Genomic DNA, 453 nt, shown 5'->3' with positions numbered 1-453 from the left:
CCACAACCCCAGGGGGCAAGCCCCCTGGTTTGGGCTAATCCGCTTTCGCTCGCCGCTACTGACGGAATCACTTTTGTTTTCTTTTCCTGAGGGTACTTAGATGTTTCAGTTCCCCTCGTCTGCCTCCGATGCAGCTATGTATTCACTGCATGGTACGTATCTATTATGATACGCAGGTTTCCCCATTCGGACATCCCCGGATCAAAGCCTGCTTACGGCTCCCCGAGGCATTTCGTCGTTCGCCACGTCCTTCTTCGGCTCCTGGTGCCTAGGCATCCTCCGTGTGCTCTTATTAGCTTAACCAATGTGGTTTCCCACTTAGTTATAGATCAAAAGATCTAAGGATGATTCAGCATTTATTGCTTTGTTTCGATATCCAGTTTTCAAGGAACAAACTTTTGATGGTGGAGCCAAGCGGGATCGAACCGCTGACCTCCTGCTTGCAAGGCAGGC

1 rRNA gene is annotated in these 453 nt (G+C 50.3%); it reads right to left on the bottom strand.

Features of this window, described 5'->3' with window-relative positions:
• Positions 1-303 (bottom strand): 23S ribosomal RNA (locus tag ACZYR9_RS27560); the annotation flags it as partial.
• Positions 304-453 lie beyond the last annotated feature (150 nt).

It is taken from the genome of Paenibacillus sp. F024, assembly GCF_057814255.1.
This window is presented reverse-complemented; position numbering and strand designations above follow the sequence as displayed.